The organism is Lentzea sp. NPDC003310 (genome assembly GCF_040610935.1).
In the GTDB taxonomy this organism is placed as follows: Bacteria; Actinomycetota; Actinomycetes; order Mycobacteriales; family Pseudonocardiaceae; genus Lentzea.
On record NZ_JBEXNC010000027.1, the window covers coordinates 25,909 to 43,086 of the forward strand.

13 protein-coding genes are annotated in these 17,178 nt (G+C 71.6%); 4 read left to right on the forward strand and 9 right to left on the reverse strand.

The window, feature by feature from the left end:
* Nucleotides 1-11: 11 nt before the first annotated feature.
* Nucleotides 12-3,035: a BTAD domain-containing putative transcriptional regulator gene (locus ABZX02_RS39975; RefSeq protein ID WP_355306674.1), complete on the reverse strand. Its 3,024-nt coding sequence runs from the start codon at nt 3,033-3,035 to the stop codon at nt 12-14.
* 30 nt (nt 3,036-3,065) lie between these two features.
* Entirely contained in the window at nt 3,066-3,911 is an 846-nt protein-coding gene (locus ABZX02_RS39980) for an aminoglycoside phosphotransferase family protein (RefSeq protein ID WP_355306676.1), read from the reverse strand.
* A gap of 24 nt (nt 3,912-3,935) precedes the next feature.
* Between ABZX02_RS39980 and ABZX02_RS39985 the strand changes: the two genes are divergently transcribed.
* Nucleotides 3,936-5,195 carry a lanthionine synthetase LanC family protein gene (locus tag ABZX02_RS39985; RefSeq protein WP_355306678.1) on the forward strand — a complete coding sequence of 420 codons (1,260 nt, stop codon included), beginning with the start codon at nt 3,936-3,938 and terminating at the stop codon, nt 5,193-5,195.
* Here the strand turns inward: ABZX02_RS39985 and ABZX02_RS39990 are convergent.
* From ABZX02_RS39990 to ABZX02_RS40020, 7 genes are all read right to left on the reverse strand, one after another.
* A complete protein-coding gene (locus ABZX02_RS39990) occupies nt 5,192-6,196 on the reverse strand; it encodes an LLM class flavin-dependent oxidoreductase (RefSeq protein ID WP_355306680.1) in 1,005 nt (334 codons plus the stop codon). The genes ABZX02_RS39985 and ABZX02_RS39990 overlap by 4 nt on opposite strands.
* A 46-nt stretch (nt 6,197-6,242) precedes the next feature.
* Nucleotides 6,243-9,098, reverse strand: a complete 2,856-nt coding sequence (locus ABZX02_RS39995) for a glycoside hydrolase family 2 TIM barrel-domain containing protein (RefSeq protein ID WP_355306681.1) — start codon at nt 9,096-9,098, stop codon at nt 6,243-6,245.
* Between the two features lie 5 nt (nt 9,099-9,103).
* On the reverse strand, nt 9,104-9,931 hold the full coding sequence (locus ABZX02_RS40000; RefSeq protein WP_355306683.1) for a carbohydrate ABC transporter permease: 828 nt from the start codon (nt 9,929-9,931) through the stop codon (nt 9,104-9,106).
* Nucleotides 9,928-10,833, reverse strand: coding sequence for a sugar ABC transporter permease (locus tag ABZX02_RS40005; RefSeq protein ID WP_355306685.1), 906 nt, complete (start codon nt 10,831-10,833; stop codon nt 9,928-9,930). The genes ABZX02_RS40000 and ABZX02_RS40005 overlap by 4 nt, the downstream gene beginning before the upstream one ends.
* The gene (locus ABZX02_RS40010) at nt 10,830-12,113 is read right to left on the reverse strand and encodes an extracellular solute-binding protein (RefSeq protein ID WP_355306686.1); all 1,284 of its coding nucleotides are present in this window, start codon (nt 12,111-12,113) and stop codon (nt 10,830-10,832) included. The genes ABZX02_RS40005 and ABZX02_RS40010 overlap by 4 nt, the downstream gene beginning before the upstream one ends.
* Nucleotides 12,114-12,202: 89 nt before the next feature.
* Nucleotides 12,203-13,186 (reverse strand): LacI family DNA-binding transcriptional regulator, encoded by a 984-nt coding sequence (locus tag ABZX02_RS40015; RefSeq protein ID WP_355306688.1) that lies wholly within the window; start codon nt 13,184-13,186, stop codon nt 12,203-12,205.
* A 2-nt stretch (nt 13,187-13,188) separates the two neighbouring features.
* On the reverse strand, nt 13,189-14,058 hold the full coding sequence (locus tag ABZX02_RS40020) for a LysR substrate-binding domain-containing protein (protein ID WP_355306689.1): 870 nt from the start codon (nt 14,056-14,058) through the stop codon (nt 13,189-13,191).
* Nucleotides 14,059-14,135: 77 nt separating this feature from the next.
* Between ABZX02_RS40020 and ABZX02_RS40025 the strand changes: the two genes are divergently transcribed.
* The 3 genes from ABZX02_RS40025 to ABZX02_RS40035 all read left to right on the forward strand — a co-directional run bounded on the left by ABZX02_RS40025 (nt 14,136) and on the right by ABZX02_RS40035 (nt 17,074).
* Nucleotides 14,136-15,365 (forward strand): aspartate aminotransferase family protein, encoded by a 1,230-nt coding sequence (locus tag ABZX02_RS40025; protein WP_355306691.1) that lies wholly within the window; start codon nt 14,136-14,138, stop codon nt 15,363-15,365.
* A 69-nt stretch (nt 15,366-15,434) separates the two neighbouring features.
* Nucleotides 15,435-16,451, forward strand: a complete 1,017-nt coding sequence (locus ABZX02_RS40030) for a histidine kinase (protein ID WP_355306693.1) — start codon at nt 15,435-15,437, stop codon at nt 16,449-16,451.
* Nucleotides 16,448-17,074, forward strand: a complete 627-nt coding sequence (locus tag ABZX02_RS40035) for a response regulator transcription factor (protein WP_355306695.1) — start codon at nt 16,448-16,450, stop codon at nt 17,072-17,074. Before ABZX02_RS40030 ends, ABZX02_RS40035 begins: the two co-directional genes overlap by 4 nt.
* Nucleotides 17,075-17,178 lie beyond the last annotated feature (104 nt).

A 17,178-nucleotide genomic window follows, 5' to 3' on the forward strand; every position in this document is an offset into this window, starting at 1 on the left:
GGAAGCGGGTCTCAGCCGAGGCCCGCTTCGTCGCGCACCCGTTGCCGCGCCTCGGCCTTGGTGATGTCCGGTGGCGCGGGCTCGCCCAGTTCGGCGACCAGGTGCCGCACGCCCGGGTCTCCCAGGTCGAGGCGGCCGCGGATGACGTGGGCCAGGCCGAGCAACCGCGCGGCCGCCTCGGGCCTGCCCTGCACGTGCCGCACGCGGGCCAGGAGCTCGGTCACCGCGGCGAGGTCCGGCATGTCGTTGCGGTCCGAGGTCGTGGTGACCGCGACGACGACGTGCGCCTCGGCCTCGTCCGGCCTGCCCTCGGCGAGAGCGATGCGCGCGTCCAGGATCGCCGACCACTCCGTCACGAACGGGGTGAGCGCGGCCGCGGTCGTCGCGGCCTCCCGGAACCGCGCGCTGAGCTCCCGCGCCTCCGGTGTCCGGTCCGACCGCAGCATGACCTCGGCCTTCGCGTAGCCGATCATCAGGTTCAGCTGGTCGTTGCCCGCGTCGTGGACGACCTGCTCGGCCTCCGCGACCTCGCGGGCGGCCGCCTCGTTGTCGCCGAGCCGGGCGTACTCCACCGCGAGCCGCCACCGCTGCTGCACGGCGTCCTCGACGGACCCCAGCTCGCGTGCGACCTCGAGCCCCTGCTGGTACAGCGCGATCGCGGCGAGGTTGTCGCCGGTGTGCGAGACGAACGCGGCCTTCATACCGAGCGTCATCGCCGATCCCCACCGGTCGCCCACCGCCGTGAACTGGTCGTACGCGCGGTCGCGGGCCTGCTCGGCGCCCGCCAGGTCGCCGTCCTCGGTGAGGATGAAGCTGTTAGCCCACTCGGCGCCCGCCCGCGCCCAGGCGTCCTCGCTGGTCGCCGCCCGCAGCACCTCCCGGCGCGCCAGCTCCTTGTTCTGGCTGAGGAACGCGAGCATCGGCAACGCGATCGCGAGCGACGGGTACTTCTGGGTCGCGCCGGTGCGCACGCAGTCCTCGATGACCTGGGAGGCCTCCACCGGCTCCGGCAGGCCCGGGATGGCCGACATGATCATCTTCATCGCCCGGAAGGTGGCGACGACGTCGCCCGGCAGGTCGGCGGCGAGTGCGAGGACCTCGCGCACGTACCGCTCCGAGCGCTCGTTGTCGCCCTTGATGAGCCAGTACCAGAACATCCCGCCGAGCAGGTCCGCCGCGAGACCCGCCTCGTGGTCGTCGATCGCCCCGCGCAGCGCGGCCACGACGTTGTCCTGCTCGGCCTGGTAGACCTTGATCGCCTCCAGCTGCCGCGCACTGCGGACGAACGGCTCCCAGCGCACGGCCACGTCCCGGTAGTAGCGCCGGAACCGGCCGACGAACTCCTGCTTCTCGCCGGACGCGTCGAGCTGCTCGGCCGCGTAGACCCGGATCGTCTCCAGCATCCGGTATCGCGCCTCGCCGTCCAGCTCGACGACGTCCACAATGGACTTCTCGACCAGTGACGTCAGCACGTACAGCGCGTCCTCGCCGCAGACCTCCTCGACCGCCGCGAGGTCGGCGCCCGCCGGGAACACCGCGAGCCGCCGGGCGAGCACCAGCTCGTCCTCGGTGAGCAGGTCCCAGCTCCACTCGACGACCGCGCGCAACGTGCGCTGGCGGGGCAACGCCGTGCGGGAACCGGAGGTGAGCAGCCGGAACCGGTCGTCGAGACGCTGGGTGATCTGGCGGACCGTCATGGACCGCAGCCGCGCCGCCGCGAGCTCCAGCGCGAGCGGCATGCCGTCGAGCCGGCGGCAGATCAGCTTCACGTCGTCCACAGTGGACTCGTTCAGCCGGAAGCCGGGTTTGACCGCGACCGCCCGGTCGAGGAAGAGCCGCACCGCGCCGAACCCGGAGACGTCCGCCTGCCCGTTCGGCACGGACAGCGGACCGATGGGGCACAACGACTCGCCGTCGATCGCGAGCGGTTCCCGGCTGGTCGCGAGCACCCGCAGGTTCGGCACCCGCCGCAGCAGCCGGCCGGTGAACTCCGCGGCGGCCGCGATCAGGTGCTCGCAGTTGTCCAGCACCAGCAACGAGTCCCCGGCGCCGAGCACCTCGGCGATGCGGTCCATGCCCTCGTTGGGGCGCCGCATCGGGTCGCCGGCCATCCGCAGCTCGAACGCCTTGAGCACCACACCGGGCAGGTCCTCCGCCGTGTGCACGCCCGCCAGCGCCGCGAACCACACGCGACCCTTGCCGTGCAACGGGTGCCGCGCCGCCACCTCGGTCGCGAGGCGCGTCTTGCCCGCGCCTCCCGGCCCGACCAGCGTCACCAGCCGCGCTCCGGCGAGCAGCCCGGAGATCTCCGTGAGCTCCTCGTCGCGCCCGACGAAGCTGGTGAGCCGCACCGGCAACCGGTCGGCGACCGGTCGCGGCCCGAGCTCGCCGCGCACCGCCGCCAGGTGCACGTCCCGCAGCTCCTGCGACGGGTCGAGCCCCAGTTCGTCGGCGAGCCGCTCGCGCACCTCGGCGAAGACGCGCAACGCGTCGGACTGCCGTCCCTGCGCGCACAACGCCCGCATCAGCAGCCCGGCCAGCCGTTCGCGCAGCGGGTGCTTCTCGTGCAACGCCGTGAGCGCGGCGACGTCCAGCTCGCCGCGGTCCTCCTCGGCGGCCAGCCGCGCTTCCTCGAGCCGTGCGGCGGTGGGCGCGGCGAACGGCGCCTCCCGCACGTCGGCCAGCGCGTCACCGCGCCACAGCGCCAGCGCCTCGTCGAGCCGGCCCGCGGCGCGCAGCCGTTCGAACCGGAAGACGTCAACGTCCTCGGTCGCGACGCCCAGCCGGTACCCGCCCGGCTCCAGCGCCACGGGGCAGACCTTGCGCAGCCTCGACACGAGCGACTGCAGCGCGTTGGTGGCGTCGGCGGGCGGCTGCTCGCCCCACAGGTCGTCGATCAGCGTCGTCGTCGGCACGGGACGGCCGGGGTCGAGCGCGAGGCGGGCGACGAGCATGCGGACGCGGGCACCACCGATGTCGACCGGTGTGCCGTCCTCGGTCTCGACCGTCGTCGGACCCAGCAATGCCACGCGCACGGTTCCAGCTTCCCAGATCACGCCGGGCGATCAGGCGAGAACACCCAGTGCGCGGGTCAGCGCGTCCCTGATCACCCTCTCGAACTCGGCGTCGGTGCTGCCGCGCGGCACCCGTTCGGTGAGCATGATCGAGTAGAGGTACGCCTGGTAGGCGGCCAGCCGGACGCGCGCGGCGTCGGTGAACTCGAACCCGTACCCGCTCAGCAGGTCGGTGTCGTCCTCGACGGAGCCGAACAGCGCGAGCGACACGAACTCCGCGACCGGATCGCCCCAGAACGCCCGTTCGCCGTCGACCAGGCCGGTGAGCCCGCCGTCGGCGAGGACGTTGCCGTCCCACAGGTCGAAGTGGACCAGCGCGGGGCGGTCCACCTCGTCGAACGCGGCGGTGTGGCGGCGCAGGTCGAGGGCGGGGAGGTCGACGCCGTAGCGGTCGGCGTCCTCCCGGACGGCGTCGACCATGCCGAGGAACGCCCCGGTCCACGTGTCGTGCAGGCCGAGCTGCGGGTAGCCGAAGCCGGGTCCGGTGATGTCGTGCAGCGCGCGGACGGCCTGGCCCAGCTCGTGGCGGAGCTTCGGGCGGTCGACGTCGGAGCGGCCGAAGACAGGCTCGCCCGGCAGGAGGGTGGCCAGCAGCGCGGTGTCGTCGGCGAACACGACCTCCGGCACCGGCGCGACCTTCGAGGCGAGCTCGCAGAACATCGCCTCGGTCCGGATGAGGTGGCGTTCGTAGGTCAGCCCGGGCTGATCCTGCGGCGCCACCTTCAGCACGAACTCGCCCTCCGCGGCCGACACGCGGAACACCGCGTTGTAGGTGCCGCCGCCCAACGGCGTGGTGGTCACATCGGTCAGTCCCGCGGCGATGAGGATTCGCTCCACCCCCGCCAATGTAATGATCGGAGCATGGGGACCTACGGGGGGACCGCCGAGCTCGCGTGGCGGTGGGTGCTGGACCAGGTGCGGGACGACGACGGGGTGTGGATCCCCGAGTTCCCGGGCGGTGACCTCCCGCCCGAGTGGCGCGAGGGGATGTACGCGGGCATCGGCGGGCTGGCACACGTGCTGACGGAGATCCGGCTCGTCCGTGCGCTGACGGCGCGCGAGGAGGAGCTGCGGCGGGCGATCGCGGCCCGCGTCCGGGCGAGCGAGCCCGCCGAGGTGACGTTCTTCAACGGACTGGTCAGCAAGATCAGCGTGCTGACCGCCCTGGACGAGCCGGGAGCGGCGGAGGCCGTCGCCCGGCTGCTCGCACTGTCCACACCGGACGGTTGGTCGCACACGCACTTCGGTCCGCCGAGGTTCCACGAGGGCGCGCGCTGTCAGGACGTCGCCGTGGGCACGGCCGGGGTGCTGCTGGCCGCCGTGTGGGCGCACCGGCACGCCGTGGCGGGTGCCGGGGAACTCGCCGACGTGGCGGCCGCGGTCCTGCTGGCCGAGGGGGAAGAGGTGCCCACGGGACTGAACTGGCGTTTCGTGCCCGAGCGGTGGTGCCTGGAACCGCGCGAGTTCCCGAACTTCTCGCACGGCCTCGCGGGCATCGCGACGGCGCTGGCGTTGGCGGGGGCGGAGTTCGAGCGTCCGGACCTCGTCGATGCCGCCGCGGCCGGCGCCGAACACCTCGTGTCCCTCGGCGACACGTCCGACGGTGGGTTCCGCGTGCGACTGCGCATCCCGTTGCTGGAGGACATGGAGGAGTTCAGCTACGGCTGGTGCCACGGCCCGACCGGAAGTTCGTTGCTGTGGCCCGCACTGCGGCACGCGGGAGTGGCGCGGGTGGCCGGGGTCGACGTGGGCGAGTGGCGTCGCCGGGCGTTGCACAGCGTCCGCGTGTCGGGGCTTCCCGAGCGGAAGTACCAGGGGTTCTGGGACAACGACGGCCGGTGCTGCGGCACGGCGGGCGTCGGCGACGTGCTGCTCGACTCCGGCCAGCACACGGACTTCGCGCTGCACCTGGCCGACGTCGTGGTCGAGCGCGCGATCCCGGACGGCGACGGGGTGTGCTGGCGGTTCACCGAGCACCGCGCCGAGGACCCGTTGCTGCCGCCGGGCATCGGCTGGATGCAGGGGGCGGCGGGCATCGCCGGGTTCCTGTTCCACGCCGACCGGGTGGCCCGGGGCGACGCGCGGTCCGTGCCGCGCATCGACACCTGGTGGTCGTTCTAGGCGGGCGACCAGCCCAGCTCGGGGCCGAGCTTCGTCGCGATGTCCGTGAGGATCTGCACGTAGTCCTCGTGGGCGAAGCTGAACGGCAGCGCGAACGCCACCTCGTCGACCTCCTGGAAGCCGGCGTGCGCGTAGAGCTGCTCGGCGATCTCGGCGGAGGTGCCGACGAGGTCGCGTTCGAACATGAACCCCCGCGGCCCGAACGTCTTGCCGGCCCGGTCGGCGCGTCCGGCGACGTACGCCTCGTACTTGGCGCGCTGCTCGGGCGTGGCCGAGTCGGTCGGGATCACCACGAGCCCCTGCGAGACGCGGCCGCCGCCGTGCTCGCGGAAGGTCTGGATCAGCGTGCGCTGCGTCTCGGCGAAGTCCAGCGACCCCTCGGACTGCACCACGTTGCTGGCGAGCAGGTTCAGCCCCTGTTCGCCCGCCCACCGCGCCGACCGCAGGCTGCCGCCGCCGTACCAGATCCGGTCGCGCAGACCGGCCGCGTGCGGCTGGACGCGGTCCGACCAGACCTCGATGCCCTCGACACCGCTGAAGTCCGTGACCTTCTCGCCGCCGACGAAGTCCAGCAGCCGCCGCACCCGGTCGTAGCTGAAGTTCTCGACGTCCGCGGTCTCCGGGTAGAGCGCTCCCTTGACGTCGTCCCAGTGCATCGGCGGCCCGACGCTGATGCCGGGGTTGAGCCGCCCGCCGGACAGCACGTCGACCGTCGCGAGGTCCTCCGCGAGCCGCAGCGGGTTCTCCCAGCCGAGCGGGATGACCGCGGTGCCGAGCTGGATGCGACTGGTCCGCTGGGTCGCGGCGGCGAGCACCGCGACCGGGGAGGAGATGCCGAACTGCAGGTGCCGGTGCCGCACCCACGCGCTGTCGAACCCGAGCTCCTCGCCCAGCACGATCACGTCGAGCGTGGACCGGTGACCCGCGCCCGGATCGTGCTCGTCGAACAGTCCGATGGTGAGAAAACCGAGCTTCCGCAACGGCTCTGACTTCCGCGGCACGGAACCCTCCTTCAGCGTCTCCTCCCGAGCTTAGATGACATCTCAACTAGTTTCGGATGCTGAGAAAGTCGAGGGTGAAGCTCGCCTCCCGCGCGAGCAACCGGTGCTGCGGCAACACGCCCGGCCCGCACGACGCGGTCCCCAGGCCGTGCTGCGCGAGGTCGAGGTTGAGGAACACCCGATCGCGCGGCCGCAGCTCGTCGGTGTGCCGCGCGGCGTCGAGGTCCTCGCTGGTCCAGCGGCGCGCGGTGAAGTCGAACACCGGCGCGCCGACGACCCGCAGCCCGCCGATCTCCAGCCACCGGACCTCGGCGCGGTTGCCGTTCTCCTGCGGGAACACGTACGGCGTCTGGAGCGCGTCGACCGTCGAGGCGAACCGGCCGACCCGCGCGGCCTGCCGGCTGTCCGCGTACGCCTCGCCGGGACCTTTGCCGAACCACTCGACGGTGTCGGCGTGCGGCAGCGCCATCCGCAGGCCGAGGCGGGGGAGCGGGCACGGCCACTCGCCGTCCGGGGTGATGTCCATTCGGAGCCGGAGGCGGTTGCCGTCGGCGGTCCAGTGGTAGTCGGCTCGCATGCCGAAACCCAGGGCCGGAGGTGCCACGCGGGTGCGCACGACCAGTTCGTGGTCCTGTGCGGCGACCTCGATGACACGGTGCTGGAGGCGGTGGAGGCCGGCGTCGCGCCAGGCCTGCGCCTCGGCGTGGTGGTCGTTGTCGGTGGGGGCGCGCCAGAGGTCGAGGCGGGGGCCTTCGAGGGGGACGTCGCCGAGCCTGGTGAGCAGGCCGGTGCGCGGGTTGAATGCGGCTGGGCCTAGGTGGAGGCCGGGCTGGACGCGTTCGGTGGCGGTGAACCGGGGTGGGGGTGCCGGGGTGATGGGGAATTGGCCCCACGCGACCACGTGGCCCGCGTCGGCCCAGGTGGTGGGGGAGGCGAGGGAGGCGCGGATGGTGAGCCAGGCCTCGGCGGTGGTGGGAGGCAGGACGGGGAGGGGGAGGTCGGTGGTCGTGCCTGCCGTGCTGCTCGTGCCTGCCGTGCTGCTCGTGCCTGCCGTGCTGCTCGTGCCTGCCGTGCTGCTCGTGCCTGCCGTGCTGCTCGTACCTGCCGCGCTGCCCGATCCCGCCGCGCCGCCTGCTGCCGCTGTGCTGTCCGCGCCGACCCCGATCCCCTCCAGCGTGCCGGCCGCGACCTCCCGCCCTTCCTCCTCCAGCACCCACTCGAACCGCAGGTGCGCCAACCCCACGTGGTCGTACAGGTTCTCGACCCGCACGCCCGATCCGACCCCGCTGATCCGCACCGGCTCGAACACCTTCGCGAACTCCAGCAGCCCAGGCGACGGCGTCCGGTCAGGATAGACCAGCCCGTCGATCACGAAGTTCCCGTCGTGCAACGGTTCCCCGAAGTCGCCGCCGTACGCGAAGTGCCCGTCGCGCTCCAGGCCGTGGTCGATCCACTCCCACACGAACCCGCCCTGCACGGTCGGGTAGCGCTCGAACAGCTCGCGGTACTCCAGCATCCCGCCCGGCCCGTTGCCCATGGCGTGCGCGAACTCGCACAGGATGAACGGCAGCCCGTGAGTGCGCGAGCGGCCGATCTCGTCGACCTCCTCGTGCGAGGCGTACATGCGGCTGTAGACGTCGACGTACTCGCAGGCGTGGTCGCCCTCGTAGTGCACCGGGCGCGACGGGTCGCGGTCGCGGGTCCACGCGGCCATCGCCGCCAGGTTGCGGCCGGTGTGGGACTCGTTGCCGAGCGACCACAGCACGATCGACGGGTGGTTCTTGTCGCGCTCGACCATGCGGCGCATGCGGTCCACATAGGACTCGGCCCACTCCGGTGCGTCGCTCGGGTTGCCCGCCCAACCCAGCTCGCCGAAGCCGTGGGTTTCCAGGTCGCACTCGTCGATCACCCACAGGCCGTACTCGTCGCACAACGACAGGAAGTACGGGTCCGGCGGGTAGTGGCTGGTCCTGACCGCGTTCACGTTGTGCCGCTTCATCATCAGCACGTCCTGCAACGCCACCTCGCGCGGCACCGCGCGGCCGAAGCGGGGGTGGTGCTCGTGCCGGTTCACGCCCCGGAACACGACACGAGCACCGTTCACGGTCAGCACGCCGTCGACAACGGCGACTGTCCGGAAGCCGATCCGCACGGGCACGCGTTCGGCGTCGGTGTGCACGACGCCGTCGTAGAGGCGCGGGTGCTCCGCGCTCCACGGCTCGACGGGCAGCGACAACGACTGGCCCGGCAGGAGGTCGTGCACGTCCAGTTCGGGCACGGTGAGCAGCGCGCCCTCGACCGACAGCGTGCCCGTACCCGACACGTGGTCGTACGAGGCGTGGATCTCGTAGTCCGCGACGCCACCGCGCGGGCGGGACAGCAGCGCCACTGAGCGGAAGATGCCCGACATCCACCACATGTCCTGGTCCTCGAGGTAGCTGCCCGCCGACCACTGGTGGACGCGCACCTCCAGGACGTTTCCCGCAGGACGCAGCAGGTGTCCCACCTCGAACTCGCTGGGCAGCCTGCTCCCGCGCGTCACGCCGAGCTCGACGTCGTTCAGCCGGATCCGGCCGCACGAGTCGATGCCGTCGAAGCGCAGCACCGCGGGTTCGTCCGGCCACCCAGCGGGGAGGTCGAACACCAGCCGGTAGTCGCCGGTCGGGTTCTCGGACGGGACGAACGGCGGCTCGACCGGGAACGGGTACCTCACGTTCGTGTACGCGGGCGCGCCGTGACCCTGCAGCTGCCAGTGCCCCGGCACGGTGATGGTGCCCCAGTCGCCTTCGTCGAGGCGGAACTCCCAGGTCCCGTCCAGCGACAACGACGGCGCGTCCGAGGTGAAGAACGCGCGCGGCGCCGTGGAACCGGTTCCCGGACCCATGTCTTCGAGGTAGGACAAGCGAGTCAGCCCTTCACTGCGCCGGCGGCGATGTTGCGGATGAAGTGGCGCGCACCGATCAGGAACACGATCACCAGCGGCACGATCGCCACCAGCGTCCCGGCCATCACGACGGCGTAGTCCTGCACGTACAGGCCGTTGAGCTGCGACAACGCCACCTGCAGCGTCGTGTGGTTCGAGTCGATCAGCACGACCAGCGGCCACAGGTAGTCGTTCCAGGCGTTGACGAACGTGAAGATCCCGAGGAACGCGAGTGCCGGCCGCAGCACCGGCAGGCCCACCGACAGGTAGGTGCGGAAGAAGCCGGCGCCGTCGACCCGCGCGGCCTCCAGCAGTTCGTCCGCGATGGCGCCGCGGGCGTACTGGCGCATCCAGAAGATGCCGAACGCGTTGGCCGCCGCCGGGATGATCAGCGCGTTCAGGCTGCCCACCAGCCCGAACTTCGCCATCAGGTCGAACTGCGGGATCGCCGCGAGCTGCGTCGGCACGACGAACGTCGCCAGCAGGAGTCCGAAGAGGACGTTGCTGCCCGGGAAGTCGTACTTGGCGAACGTGAAGGCCGCCAATGAGTCGAAGAACAGCACCAGCAGCGTCGTCGCGATCGCGACGACCAGGGTGTTCAGCACCGACCCGAAGAAGTCGACCTTCGCGAACACCTCGCCGATGTTCTCGAACAGGTGCCCGCCGAACCAGAACCTCGGCGGCGACGAGTAGATGTCCGCCGTGGTGTTCGAGGCCATCACCGCGAGCTGGTAGTACGGGAAGAGGGTGATCAGCGCGCCGACGACCAGCGCCCCGTAGGTGAGCAGCGTGCCCGGACTGGTGCGCGTCACCGGTCGCCTCCGTTCCCGCGGGCCGGACGCTGCACGAGCCGCCAGTTGAGGATCGAGAACAGCACGACCACCACGAAGATGCCCCACGCGATGGCGGCGCCGTAGCCGAAGTCGTTGTCCGCGAACGCGGTGTTGTAGAAGTAGAGGACCATCGTCATGCCCGCGCCCTCGGGACCGCCGCGGTCGCCGAGCAGGATCTGCGACTCCGTGAAGATCTGCAGGCCGCCGATCGCCGACATGACGACCGAGAACAGCAACACCGGGCGCAGCAACGGGAGCGTGACGCGGAAGAACGTCTGCACCGGGCCGGCCCCGTCGAGCTTCGCGGCCTCGTAGACGTCCTGCGGCAGCGCCTGCAGCCCGGCCAGCAGGATGATCGCGTTGTAGCCGGTCCAGCGCCAGATGATCATCAACGAGATCGCGACCCGGATCGCCCACGGGTCGGTCAGCCACTGCACCGGGTCCACGCCGAGCAGGCCCAGGAACCAGTTCAGGACGCCGAACTCGCTGGAGAAGAACGAGCCGAACACCAGCGACATGGCCACGATCGACGTGACGTTGGGCAGGAAGTACGCCACCCGCAGGAAACCCTTGTGGCGCACCGAGGAGTTGAGTCCGAGCGCCACGAGCATCGACAGCACCAGCATCGGGATCGTCGACATCACCCAGATGATCAGCGTGTTGCCGATCGAGTCCCAGAAGGCGGTGTCGGTGAGCAGGAACCGGAAGTTCTCCAGCCCGACGAACTTCATCTCGCTGACGCCGTTCCACCGCTGGAACGACAGCCACAGCGAGTACACCACGGGGTAGACGCCGAAGATCGCGAACAGCACGAAGAACGGCGCGATCGCCAGGTACTGCGGCAGGTACCGCCACCTCCGGTTCGCGCTGACGGCGGTCATGCGAGCACCCCCTGCCGGCGCAGCAGCCGTTCGACGGCGGTGCGCGCGTCCTCCCACGCCTGGTCCGGGTCCTTGCCGGCGGACTCGACGTTGCTCAGCTCGTCGGTGTAGGTGTCGGAGATCGTGATGTCCCAGGGCGAGAAGTAGACCGGCCGGACCTTCTCCGCGATCTCGCCGAAGACCTGGATCGACACCTGCCCGCCGAAGAACTCCTCCGGCGCCAGCACCGACGGGTCCGAGTAGACCGACGGGCTCGACGGGAAGAGCCCGAGCTCCCGGTACACCGCCGCCTGGTTCTCCGGCGACATCAGCCACTTCACGACCTCGTACGCGCCCTGCGGATCGGGGCAGTACCGGGTGATCGCCAGAAACGACCCACCCTGGTTGCCGGGACCGCCGGGCGCCTGGCACACGTGCCACCGCCCGGACGTGCCCGGCGCGGACTGCTTGAGGTTGCCGGTGATCCAGGAGGCGTTGACGAACGCGACCTCCTTGCCGTTGGTCCACGCGGCGCGCCGGTCGACGCCCTCGCCGGTCGCGGAGCCCGCGTAGCCCGCGGTGAGCCCCATCCGGAACGCCTGGACCGCGCGGTCCCACGCCCGCCGCACCTGCGACTGGTCGGCGAGGTAGCGGTTCTGCCGGTCGAGGTACTTCCGCTCCTCCTGTGCCAGCGAGTACGTGAAGACCATCTTCGTGTCCGTGATCAGGTACCGGCCGGGCAGCTTCTCCTTGACCCGCCGCGCGAACTCGAAGTACTCGTCCCAGGTGGACAGTGCGGCGGCCACCGCGTCCGGTGCGGTCGGCAGCCCGGCCTCGCCGAACAGGTCGTGCCGGTAGTAGAGCGCGGCCGGCCCGGTGTCGATCGGGAAGCCCAGTTGGAACCCGTCCGGGCTGCGGCCCGCCTGCCACTTCCACGGCAGGTAGCGCGCCTCGTCCTGCCGCGCGCCGAGCCCGTTGAGGTCGGCGAACCGGTCGGTGGCGCTGAAGTAGGTGGAGATGCCGTCACCGAGCATCGTGATGTCCGGCAGGTAGGCCTCGCCGGACAGGGCGGCGAGCAGCCGCCGGTTCAGCTCGCCGCTCACCTTGTTCGGCGTGAGGCGCTGCGCGGGGAACCGCCGCACGGCCTCGCCGAGCACCTTCTCCGACAGGCCGTTGGTCGAGTACCAGAGCGTCGTCCTGCCGGGGTTGGCCGTGGTCGGGCTGGTGCAGGCGGTGGCGCCCAGTGCTGTCGCACCGAGTGCCGCGGCGCCGGTCAGGAACCTGCGTCGAGTCAACGTCATCGGGGACCCTCCGGAGAGCCCGTGAACGCTCCCGTGAACGTTCACGGATTGCCGCGAAGCATGGGCCGGACGAGTGACCCTGTCAAGGGTCAGGCGGATTCGCGCACCAACAGCACGCCGCTGACCAGCAGTTCCGCGTCGGGCAACGGTGCCTCGCCCGCCATCAGCCGACCGGCCTGCTCGATCGCGAGCGCCCCGATGCGGCGGGTGTCGAGCGCGACGCTCGTGAGCGCCGGGTCGACCGCCGCGCCGAGCTGCAGCCCGTCGAATCCGACCACCGCCAGGTCGCGCGGGACCGCCCTGCCGAGCTTGCGCGCGGCCTTCAACGCCCCCATCGCGATGACGTCGTTGTAGGTGAACACTGCGGTGAGATCGGGGTGCTCGCCGAGCAGCTCGTGCAGGGCCTCCGCGCCGCCGTCGACCGACTGCACGGCGTTGCCGACCACGGCGGCGGTCAGGCCGTGGTCTTCCATCGCGGCGGCGAACCAGTCGCGGCGCAGGCTCGGATCGGCGCGGCCCGCGTGGTCGAGCATGCCGATGCGGCGGTGACCTGCGGCGACGAGGTGGTCGACGGCCTCGTGCACGCCCTTCTCACCGTCGATCCGGATGGAGCTGAAGCGCGGCAGGTGGTGGTCACGGCCGATGAGCACGGCCGGCAGGCCGTTGAGGTGCCGGTCGAGCTCGGCCTCGTCCAGGCTGAAGTAGCCCGCCACCGCGTCCACCTGGGACGTGAGGACCGCCAGCGTGCCGCGTTCCTCGGTGGTGCTGTCGGCGGTGTCGTAGACCGTCACGTGCCAGCCGCGCGCCCGTGCGGCCTCCAGCGCCCCGGCCGCGACCTCGGTGAAGAACGGGTTGAGCAGGTCCGGGATGACCAGGCCGATCGTCGTGCTGTCCTGGCGCACCAGGCCCCGCGCGAACCGGCTGGGCCGGTAACCGAGCTCCTTCGCGGCGTCGAGCACCCGCTGCTTGGTGCCCGCGTCGATCTCGCCCTTGTCGTTGAGCGCGCGCGACACCGTCTGCCGCGAGACCCCGGCGACCCGCGCGACGTCGTTGATCGTGACGCGCCTGCTCATGATCACCTCTCGTCCGACTGCGACCGAGTATGCAGGGCGTCGAGCACCGCCGTGATCGCGGCGCGCGAGTCGCGGCGCACCGCGGCGGTGATCCTCCTGGTCACCGGCAGCTCCCTGGTGACCACGTCGAACCGGCGGTCCACGGCCAGCGCGGGCAGCACGGCCACCGCCAAGCCTGCCTCGACGTGCTCGAGCGTGAGCATGTAGTTGCTGAACCGGCCCACCACCCGCGGCTCGAATCCCGCCTGCCGGCACAGCCGCGTCGCGAGCGTCGCCATGTACGAGCCGGGGATGTCGAACGCCCAGGGCTCGTCCTCGCACGCGGCGACGTCCACCGCCGGGTGGTTCGGGGGTGTGACCAGCACGATCGGGTCCTGGCCGAGCGGTACGACGTCGATGTCGCGGGGGACCGGCAGCTCCACGAAGTCGGTGGTCGTGATGATCACGTCGACCTCGCCCGCGAGCAGCGCGGGCATGCTGGCGTGCGGTTCCAGCTCCACGATCTCGACGTGCAGGTGCGGGTGGCCGAGGGACTGGATCGCGGGCACGGCGAGCGTGTGGATCGAGCTCTGGAACGCGCCGAGCCGGATGAGGCCGGACGGTTCGTCGTTCAGGCCTCGCAGCTCGGCCTCGACGGCGTCCATCTGGTCGAGGATCGACCGGGCCCTCCGCGCGAGGATCAGCCCGGCCGAGGTGAGCCGGACGCGCCGGCCGGTCCGTTCGAGCAGCTGCGTGCGCGTCTCGCTCTCGAGCACCGCGAGCTGCTGCGACACGCTCGAGGCACTGAGGTTCGCGGCCTGCGCCACGGCCCGCACGGTGCCCAGCGCGTCGAGCTGGCTGAGCAGGCGCAGGCGCCACGGGTTGAGCGTCATGCTGTGCAGTATTTCCGAACAGCCAGCGTGGGATTGTGAGATGGACCTGTTGCTCGGCGAGTCCTAGCGTTTTCGGCATGGACACCTTCTGGGACGACGTCGACCGCCACCTCGTCCGCTACGGCGGCACGTTCACGCGCGAGATCATCGACAGCGCGTCGGGGAGCTTCCTGTTCACCGAGGACGGCCGCCGGATCCTGGACTTCACGTCCGGGCAGATGAGCGCGATCCTCGGCCACTCGCACCCGCGCATCGTCGAGACCGTGCGGCGCCAGATCGCGAACCTCGACCACCTGTTCAGCGGCATGCTCAGCCGCCCTGTCGTGGACCTGGCGCGGCGGCTGTCCGAGACCCTGCCGGCCTCGTTGTCGAAGGTGCAGCTGCTCACCACCGGCGCCGAGTCGAACGAGGCCGCGCTGCGGATGGCCAAGCTCGTCACCGGCAAGCACGAGGTGGTCGCGTTCGCCCGCTCGTGGCACGGCATGACCGCCGCCGCGGCCGCCGCCACCTACAGCGCGGGCCGCAAGGGCTACGGTCCCGCGACGCCGGGCAACTTCGCGATCCCCGCACCTGTCACCGACGACTGGCAGGCGCAGCTCGACCTCGCGTTCGACCTGGTCGACGCCCAGTCCGTGGGCTCGCTGGCCGCGTGCATCGTCGAGCCGATCCTGTCCTCGGGCGGCATCCTCGAACCGCCGCCGGGCTACTTCGCGGCGTTGTCGGAGAAGTGCCGTGAGCGCGGGATGCTGCTGATCCTGGACGAGGCGCAGACCGGGCTGTGCCGCACGGGCACGTGGTACGCGTTCGAACGCGACGGCGTGGTGCCGGACATCCTGACGCTGTCCAAGACCCTCGGCGCCGGCCTGCCGCTGGCCGCCGTGATCACGTCCGCCGAGATCGAGGCGGAGGCGCACGCCCGCGACTACCTGTTCTTCACCACGCACGTGTCGGACCCGCTCGTGGCGGCCGTCGGCAACACCGTGCTCGACGTGCTGGTCGAGGAACGGCTGGACGAGCGGGCGGCGAAGCTCGGGGCGTTCCTGCGGGCTGGGCTGGACGCCATCGCGGCCCGGCACTCGCTCGTGTCGGACGTGCGCGGGCGCGGGTTGCTGGTGGGGCTGGAGATCGCGGACGAGTCGTTGAGCGCGCCGATCACCCGGCGGTGCCTCGAACTGGGGCTGCACATGAACATCGTGCAGATCCCGGGGATGGGCGGGGTGTTCCGGATCGCGCCGCCGCTCACGGCCACCGAGGAGGAGCTGGAGCTGGGGCTCGGAATCCTGGACGAGGCCATCGGCTCGGCCTGACCACTTGGCCACCCGCCTCGGCCCGACGGTCGAGGCAGCCGGTCGAGCGCTTCTCCTACGATCGCCCGCGTGGGGCATCTGCACCGGAAACCGCTCGTCATCGCCACCGCCGTCGTGGCCGCCGCGATCTTCGCGGTGACCGTGCTCATCGTGGGGTTCGACCGGGCCGTGCTGCTGGGCGACGGTCCGGGTGTCGGGCGCACCCCGCTCGACCACCCGCTGGTCCTGCTGGCGGAGGTGGTGCTGGCGCTCGTGCTGTCGTTCACTCACGCCTGGAAGTCGCCGGTGGGCGTGGCGGTGCCGGCGGTGGGCGTGCTGCTGCTGGTCGAGGAGCACGCCGCGTTCTTCCGGCCGCACCAGCTGTTCTCCCGCGCGGACTCGGTGCAGCTCGTCCTGTGGGGGTTCCTGATCGTGGTCGGCGCCGGGGTGGCGCTGCGGGTCCGGGAACGGTCGCGGGCGGCGTCGGCCGCGGCCGCGGAGGACCGGGCGCGGCGCGACGAACGCCTCGACATGGCCCGCGAGCTGCACGACGTGGTCGCGCACCACGTCACGGGCATGCTGGTGCAGGCCCAGGCCGCGCTCGTGGTGGCGCAGCAGGACAAGGACCGGGCGTGCGCGATGCTGCCCGGCATCGTCGAGGGCGGCACCGACGCCCTGGGCGCGATGCGGATCATGGTCAGGACGTTGCGCGACAACGGTGCCGCGACCGCCACCGGCGACCTCACGGCCGACCTGCTCGCGCTCGCGGAGAAGTCGGGGCTGCCGGTGCGCACGAGCATCGAGCTCGGCTCGGAGGTGCCGCCGGAGCTGGGGCGGTCGGTGCTGCGGCTGGTGCAGGAGGCGTTGACCAACGTCCGCAAGCACGCGTTCGACGCGACGAGCGTGGAGGTGGACGTGCGGCTGAGCGCCTCCGCCGTGCTGCTGTCCGTTGTGGACAACGGGACGGCGCGGCCGTCGCACTCCGGCGGGTTCGGGATCGTCGGCATGCGGGAACGGGTGCACGAGCTGGGCGGCCGGTTCTTCGCGGGTCCCACCGGGGAGGGCTGGCTCGTCACCGCCGAGCTGCCGCTGGAGGTGCGCGCGTGATCTCCGTGTTGATCGCCGAGGACCAGGACATGGTGCGGGCGGGGTTCCGGCTGATCCTGGAGGCGCAGCACGACATCCGCGTCGTCGCCGACGTGGCGGACGGGGTGAGCGCGGTCCAGCAGGCGCGGGCGCTGGAACCGCAGGTGTGCCTCGTGGACGTGCGGATGCCGGGGCTCGATGGCCTGGAGGTCACCCGGCAGCTGGCCCCGCACACGCGGGTGGTGGTCGTGACGACGTTCGACAGCGACGAGGTGCTGAACAAGGCGCTGGACCTCGGCGCGTGCGGGTTCCTCACGAAGGACGCGAGTCCCGGGCTGCTGGCGGAGGCCGTCAGGTCGGCCGCGCGCGGGGACGTGCTCGTGTCGCCGCAGGTGGTGCTGCGGGTGCTGCAGAGGTCGGTGGCGCCGGCACCCAGCGCCGACGCCGGCGTCCTGAACGCGCGGGAGCTCGAGGTCGTCCGGCTCGTCGCCCAGGGCCTGAGCAACAACGAGATCGCCGCCGCGCTGGGCGTCTCGGTGTCGTCGGTCAAGGCGTACCTCGCGTCCGTGCAGACCAAGGTGGGCGCGCGCAACCGCGTCGAGATCGTCGCCTGGGCCTTCCGGGCGCACGTGGTGGCCACCTGACCTCGGCCTGATGGCCACCTGCCGGCGCGGTGGCTGTCCGGTCGGCCATGATCTTCCGGCCCTCCGGACGATCCGGCCGCACCCCGTCGCGCAGCAGGCTCGTC